Source organism: Kitasatospora sp. NPDC004669 (assembly GCF_040609455.1).
GTDB lineage: Bacteria > Actinomycetota > Actinomycetes > Streptomycetales > Streptomycetaceae > Kitasatospora.
This window is the reverse complement of sequence record NZ_JBEXKB010000162.1, coordinates 1-6,164: the sequence shown is the minus strand read 5'-3', so window position 1 is coordinate 6,164 and position 6,164 is coordinate 1. Positions and strand designations below refer to the sequence as shown.

Here is a 6,164-nt window from a genome sequence, read left to right as displayed (position 1 = left end):
TGATCACAGAGCGTCGCAACTCCATGATCACGGGACCTGTGCCTGTCCCGTCTGCCAACTGTGCCCGAACCGCCGTCTATCTGCGCAGGCTCTTAGGAGAAAGGAGCAGACGGAGGGGGTTGTCGGAATATCCGGCAGCCCGAAAACCGCCCCTGAGCTGCGGAAATGATCGGCGGCCGGCGGAGGTGGCGGGGTACCTACGGTGGTAGCTGCGGGCGCACCTGCGGTGGCGCCTACGGTGCCACCCACGGTGGTGCCTACGTGCAGTCGGGGCGGCGCCGGGAGCAGCCGGCCGGGCCGCCACCGGGTCGGCGCGGACGGCTTCGCCGGACGCGCAGAAGAACACCGGCCCGCCGCAGGCGCGAACCCCGAACCGACCGACCACCTCCACATGTCGGCATACACCTGAACGTGAACGTGCTCAACCCTGTACAGGTGAACGTGCTCAGTTGATGATGCGCTGACCACAGGCTCTCGTCAGTCCGCAATGGACGGTCGGCGGCGTCGGGCGGCCGGGCACTTCTCATGCCACCTTGATGACAACCTTGCCCGAGGTGTGACCGTTCTCGACGGTGGCGAGAGCGGCCGGGGCGTCGGAGAGCGGATGGATCGCGGTGATCACGGGTGCGAGGACTCCGTCGAGGGCCAGCCGGGCGGACCGCTCCAGGTTCTCGCGGTCGAGGCGACGCTCGACGAAACGCCCACCGAGATCGGGCACAGACATATCACCCACGGCAATGACGTTGCGGGGATCCCGGGCCAGTGGAGCGACCGTCCGCAGCGAGGCGCCTCCGACCAGGTCGACGATCCCGTCGAAGCCGTCCGGAACCAGCTCGCGTGCCGCGGTGACGACGTCCTCGGCGGCGTAGTCGATGAACCGCACCCCGATGGCCTCGGCGTGCTCGCGTTTGGCGGTACTCCCGGTGCCGATCACACGCAGCTCGCGCCCGATAGCCAGCCGGGCGACGGCGAGGCCGACCCCGCCCCCGACCCCGTTGACCAGGACCGTGGCACCGGCCGGAAGGCCGAGCTGGTCGAGCACGTCCACCGCGGTCGTCCCGGCCACTGGCAGCGTTGCCGCCACGGTCGCGGACAGACCCTCCGGGATGCGCGCGGTGTTCGGCGCGGACAGCACCGTCGTCTCGGCGTAGGTGCCGCCACCGGTGAGTGCGAAGCCGAAGACCGCGTCACCCACCTCGAGCCCTTCGACATCCTCGCCCCGGGCGAGAACGAATCCGGCTGCCTCCATGCCCAGCACGCGGGGAAACGGACGCCCGCCGTCGAGCCCGTCGACCAGGCCCGAGCGCAGAAGGTGGTCGAGGGGATTCACGCCGGCCACGGTGACCCGGATCAGCACCTCGCCGCGACCGGGAACGGGATCGGGACGATCGAAGAACTCCTGCACCTCGGGCCCGCCATACCTGCCAAAACCCCACGCCTGCCCCATCTTCCGCCGCCTCTCGTGTGACCGACCCCGGTGGTTCCGGGCGCTGTCGCCATCCTCACCTCTGACATTGGTGTAAGGGGCAACCGGCTGAGATGCAGATCACAGCATCAGGCCGACTGCGCCACCGGTTCCGGGGCCGTGGACAGCTCCGCCCGGTGCCGGCTGTTGGCCCTGATCAGCACGTCGAGTGCATCCCGGGTCCCGATCAGGTGCGCGATGTCGGCGTCGATCCGGTCGCGCTCGCGCATCATCGCCGTGAACGTCTCCTCGGCGACGCCCAGGTCACCCGGGACGTCCACACACGGCAGAACAGTCGCGATCACCCGGCTGGACATACCCGCGTCGAACAGCTGCCGGATGAGCGACACGCGCTGGACCGCAGCATCGGAATAGTGACGCTGCCCCGCGTCGGAGCGTGAGCTGGCCAGCAGGCCCTGCTCTTCGTAGTACCGCAGTGAGCGCGGACTCACGCCCGTGCGCTTGGACAGCTCGCCTATCCGCATCCCTGAGAGCCTACGCCCGCGTGCTCCGGGTTCAGACCGCCAGCGAGTCATGGATGCTCGCGGACACCCCCACGGCCGCAGGGTTGTCGTCCCGGTCCCACGACTGAACACGTTCGTCTGTACGCGCCTGAGCACTTTCCTGGCTCTGGCAAGATTTTCGTAGCCGGAGATCACCCCGGGCCAGCGGTCGACTGGTTTGCCAGTGGGCAACCTCTGAGAGGGCGGTATGTGACGTTATGTCGTATCTGTCGCCTGGAATGTGTGGGACCGCGGCATCCGTGCTGACCAGAGGGCGCCCGTGCTGGAGTGTCTCCCGTGAACGACCGCCAGCCCTACAAGAGCGACTTATCCGACCCCGATCGAGCCCGTGATCGCCGCTTGGAAAGCCCGATACCGCTCCGTCAGCGGCCACCGGGCAACTACGACATGCGGGCTCTCAACCACGACGAAGGCCCGGACCAAGGTCCGGGCCTTCGATCAAGGCAGAGGATGCGAGATGCGAACTCGTGAGGGTTGCCCCCAACACGCTTTCCAATTGTTCGTCCGGGTGCCCGTGGGCGGTCGCAGGCGTCCCGACCTGCGGCAGAGCGGCACCGCGGCTCGGCGCTGAACGGCGCTGATCGCAATCAGAACCGAACCTGGAGTCAGGGGCGGTCGCGCCGCCATGGGTTGGGGCGTCGACGATGTGGCGAGCGGCGCGTCACCTGGCGAGCGGCTCGCTGGTGATCGCGGGTCGGACCTTGGTGAGCATCAGGTCGAGGAACTGGTCGGGGTGGCGGAAGCTCGAGAAGTGGCTGGCATCCCGGATGAGGGCGAACTCCTTGGCCGGGGCGGTGACGTCGTCGAAGAACCGCCGGGCCGGCTCGGGCGGGGTGAGCATGTCGCTGTCGCCCTGGAAGATGAAGAACGGGAGCGAGAACGCGGTGCCCTCGGCCCACTCGTTGATGGCCAGGGCCTGCGGTCCGAGCTGTTCCGAGAAGCTCATGCCCTTCATGTAGGCCCGCAGCCCACGCAACGTGTGCAGGGGTGAGAACCACAGCGAGCGGACCACCACGGTCTTCATGGTGTCGAAGGTCAACGGGTCGGAGGTGACGGCGATCTTGGCGTGCTCCGCCCACTGGTGTGCGTTCCATGCCGTGGCGTCCGGGCCCATCGCGGTGACGGCAGACAGTTCCTTGCGCTTGCCTGCTTGCCGCAGGCGGTCGCACAGGGCGTGGTAGGCCGAGCTGTCGCGTTCGCCCGCTATGACGTTCTGGTCGGTGCCGACGTAGGCCGAGTACAGCTCGGGGTGGCTGCGGGCGAGGCGCAGCCCGAGGAGGCTCCCGAAGGAGTTGGCGACCAGCAGCACCTTTGGGAGGCCGAGCCTGGCTCGGACGTGCTCGGTGACTTCCAGAGCGTCTTGCTGGAGCCGGTCGAGGCTCATCTCGCCCTGTCCGGCCGGGCCGGCGGCGGCGAAGGTCTTGCCGGCGCCGCGCATGTCCCAGCGCACGATCGTGAAGTGCCGCTCCCAGCTGCGGGTGCGGGGGATGAAGACCAGGTTGGAGGCGCCGGGGCCGCCGTGGATCTCCAGGATCACCGGGTTGCGCAGATCCTCGCCGCGGATGGAGACCCACTGGTCGATGCCGCCGATCCGGACGAAGCCGGACTCGTCGATGCCGTTCGGGGTGGTGATGCGCAGTTGCTTGGTGAGGCGGGCGCGCTTGAGCTGCCGGTAGCCGAGCAGACCGGCGACGGGCGTGGCGAGGGCGGCGGCGGTGACGGCGGTGATGGTGGCGAGCATGGTGTATCCCCCAAACTGTTTAATGCATCAGCAGTTCTGATGTGTTTAAGGTATACACAGTTCCGGAGGGCGTCAACCGGCGCCGCGACCAACGAGGGAGAAGGGGAGCCGGAAATGGCCAAGGAGAAGGCGCGTGACCTGCGCGCGGGCATCGCACTGCTGTGGGGCGAGCAGGACCAGCCGACCCGCGGCCCCAAGCCGAGCCTCACCCCCGGGCGCATCGCCGAGGCCGCCGTGGCCATCGCCGACACCCAGGACCTGGCGGCCGTCTCCATGAGCAAGGTCGCCGCCGAGTTCGGCATGTCGGCGATGGCGCTATACCGCTATGTGCCGGGTAAGACCGAACTGGTCGAGCTGATGGTCGAGTCCGTCCTCGCCCAGGTCCCCGACCTGTCGGCGGCGGGAAGCGGCTGGCGGCCGCAGATCATAGAGTGGGCCCGCCAGTCCGAGCGCATACACCGCGCGCACCCCTGGCTGCTGGCGGCCACCGCGATGCGCCGTCAGCTCATGGGGCCGCACCAGCTCGGCTGGTTGGACGCGGCACTCGCGGCGCTGGAGCCCACCGGCCTGACCGCGGCCGAGCAGCACCGGGTCTTTATCCTCGTTACCGGCTTCGTGCGCACCCATGTCCAGCAGTTGCTCGACTTCGACGAGGAGCACAGCCGGGAGTGGAACCACCTCACCGGCGAGCTGCTTGACCGGCACGCCGACCGCTTCCCTGCTCTGACCCGCGCCATCGCCGCCGGCGCCTTCGCCCCCGACGCCACCGACACGCTGGAGTTCGGCCTCGACCGCGTCCTCGACGGCGTCCAGACCCTCATCGACCGCCGCTAGCACGGTGGGCCTGGTCGTGGGATCGCTGGGCGGCTATGGCCGCGGCCGAGTGAACCACCCCTGCTCGGTCTCGACCAGGATCCCGCGCTCGACCAGCCGCTTGAGCTTCAGGCGGACGTTGTTGACGTTGTTGGGCGCGATCTCCACGTCCATCGCCTCGCACACCGCCCGTGCCCGCAACGGAGCGTCGGCTGCGGCGAACACCGCCATAATCTGCTGGTAGGCCGGATGATCCGGCAGCTTCGCGGCCGGCGGCGCGGGCGGCCGCGGATCGGGCAGCTCCAGCAGCGTCTTGCGGGTGATCCGGATCTCCCCGATGGCCTTCTCCAGCCCGTCCAGCAGCGCAGTCAGCTCCGCGATCTTCTCCTGGGCCGTCTCGGCCTGCACGGCGATCTCCCGCTCCCGCTCCTCCAGCCGCACCAGCACCGCGCCCAAGGTCAGCTCCCCGCCGGTCATGCGCCGTGCCATGCGGGGGCGGATGTCCCGGTCAGCATCCTCGACATCCGGTCGCTTATGGCCCAGTACACCCTCGACTCGGCGGAGGCGGGCCGATGCTCGTAGTCGCGTACCAGCCTGCGGTGCAGCATCAAGACCCCGTTCGTCTGCTCCACCACCCATCTCTTGGGCTGTGGAACGAACCCGGTGTCTCCGGGGTTGCGCTTCACGACTTCGACTTCGATGCCCACCTTCGCCCCATGGTCCTTGACGGTGCTCTTGAAGCCTTGGTCCACCAGGGCCTTCTTCACGATGCCCGGCTCGGTGCTGGCGACCACCCTGTCCAGCAACGCGGTACCGACGGCGTTGTCGTGGACGGAGGCGGCCAGCACCACCACTGCGATCACCAGACCCAGCACGTCAACGGCCAGTCCCCGCTTGCGCCCCTGCACCTTCTTGTTCGCATCCCGCCCCGTGGTGTCGGCCGGGACTCCGGCGGCGGCATGCTGGCTCTGGGTGTCGAGCACTACCAGGCTGGGGTCGGCAAATCGGCCTCTCTTCTCCCGCGCCTGCCAGCGCAGCAGGTCGTGAATGGTCTGGTCGGTGCCGTCGTCGCGCCACTTGTAGAAGTAGTACTTCACCGCGCCGGCGGGCGGAAGGTCGTGGGGGAGGTAGTCCCACTGGCAGCCAGTGCGGGACTGGTACAGCAGGGCGTTGACGATCTCCCGCATGTCGTAGTTGCCCTGGTGGCCGCTCACCGAGCGGTGCCGGGCCTTCCAGGCGGTGATCACGGGCTCGATCAGGGCCCAGCGTTCGTCGGATAAGTCACTCTTGTAGGGCTGGCGGTCGCTCACGGGGGACACTCCAGCACGGCTGGGCCCTCTGGTAAGCGCGGATGCCGCGGTCCCACACGATCCGGCGACGACAGATGCGGCATCACGTCACATACCGCCCTCTGACTGTGTTCTGTTGAACTATCCACACTGTTACCGCAGTTGGCCAATGTGCTGGTTGTCTCGGTCGATGTTTCCGATGCTGTCGTGGCGGTCCGCGCCCGCACACGGTCCGGTGTTCCAGCGGCGTGTACGGGATGCGGCCAGCTGACCGAGTGGTGCCACAGCCGTTATGTGCGGCATCTCGCCGATGTCGCGCTCGGCGGCCGGCC

The 6,164-nt window shown here is 68.4% G+C and carries 6 protein-coding genes; 1 reads left to right on the top strand and 5 read right to left on the bottom strand.

The genetic code is table 11. From position 1 onward, the window contains the following. Nucleotides 1-523 precede the first annotated feature (523 nt). The 3 genes from ABZW30_RS46205 to ABZW30_RS46195 form a co-directional block, all read right to left on the bottom strand. Nucleotides 524-1,447, bottom strand: coding sequence for an NADP-dependent oxidoreductase (locus ABZW30_RS46205; RefSeq protein ID WP_355677353.1), 924 nt, complete (start codon nucleotides 1,445-1,447; stop codon nucleotides 524-526). Between the two features lie 107 nt (nucleotides 1,448-1,554). Further along, nucleotides 1,555-1,950 (bottom strand): MerR family transcriptional regulator, encoded by a 396-nt coding sequence (locus ABZW30_RS46200; protein WP_355677352.1) that lies wholly within the window; start codon nucleotides 1,948-1,950, stop codon nucleotides 1,555-1,557. A 700-nt stretch (nucleotides 1,951-2,650) separates the two neighbouring features. Beyond that, the gene (locus ABZW30_RS46195; RefSeq protein ID WP_355677351.1) at nucleotides 2,651-3,730 is read right to left on the bottom strand and encodes an alpha/beta hydrolase; all 1,080 of its coding nucleotides are present in this window, start codon (nucleotides 3,728-3,730) and stop codon (nucleotides 2,651-2,653) included. A 114-nt stretch (nucleotides 3,731-3,844) separates the two neighbouring features. Between ABZW30_RS46195 and ABZW30_RS46190 the strand changes: the two genes are divergently transcribed. Next, nucleotides 3,845-4,564, top strand: coding sequence for a TetR/AcrR family transcriptional regulator (locus ABZW30_RS46190; protein WP_355677350.1), 720 nt, complete (start codon nucleotides 3,845-3,847; stop codon nucleotides 4,562-4,564). 33 nt (nucleotides 4,565-4,597) lie between these two features. Here ABZW30_RS46190 and ABZW30_RS46185 read toward each other — a convergent pair whose 3' ends face one another. Beyond that, complete coding sequence (locus ABZW30_RS46185; RefSeq protein ID WP_355677349.1) at nucleotides 4,598-5,032, bottom strand: hypothetical protein; 435 nt, start codon at nucleotides 5,030-5,032, stop codon at nucleotides 4,598-4,600. Continuing rightward, nucleotides 5,017-5,853, bottom strand: a complete 837-nt coding sequence (locus ABZW30_RS46180) for an IS5 family transposase (RefSeq protein WP_355677348.1) — start codon at nucleotides 5,851-5,853, stop codon at nucleotides 5,017-5,019. Before ABZW30_RS46180 ends, ABZW30_RS46185 begins: the two co-directional genes overlap by 16 nt. Between the last annotated feature and the right edge of the window lie 311 nt (nucleotides 5,854-6,164).

What these genes read in the sequence shown, in the direction of transcription:
- ABZW30_RS46185 (WP_355677349.1), bottom strand. Translation starts at nt 5,032, where the DNA reads ATGGCACGGCGCATGACCGGCGGGGAGCTGACCTTGGGCGCGGTGCTG.
- ABZW30_RS46190 (WP_355677350.1), top strand. Translation starts at nt 3,845, where the DNA reads ATGGCCAAGGAGAAGGCGCGTGACCTGCGCGCGGGCATCGCACTGCTG.
- ABZW30_RS46205 (WP_355677353.1), bottom strand. Translation starts at nt 1,447, where the DNA reads ATGGGGCAGGCGTGGGGTTTTGGCAGGTATGGCGGGCCCGAGGTGCAG.
- ABZW30_RS46195 (WP_355677351.1), bottom strand. Translation starts at nt 3,730, where the DNA reads ATGCTCGCCACCATCACCGCCGTCACCGCCGCCGCCCTCGCCACGCCC.
- ABZW30_RS46200 (WP_355677352.1), bottom strand. Translation starts at nt 1,950, where the DNA reads ATGCGGATAGGCGAGCTGTCCAAGCGCACGGGCGTGAGTCCGCGCTCA.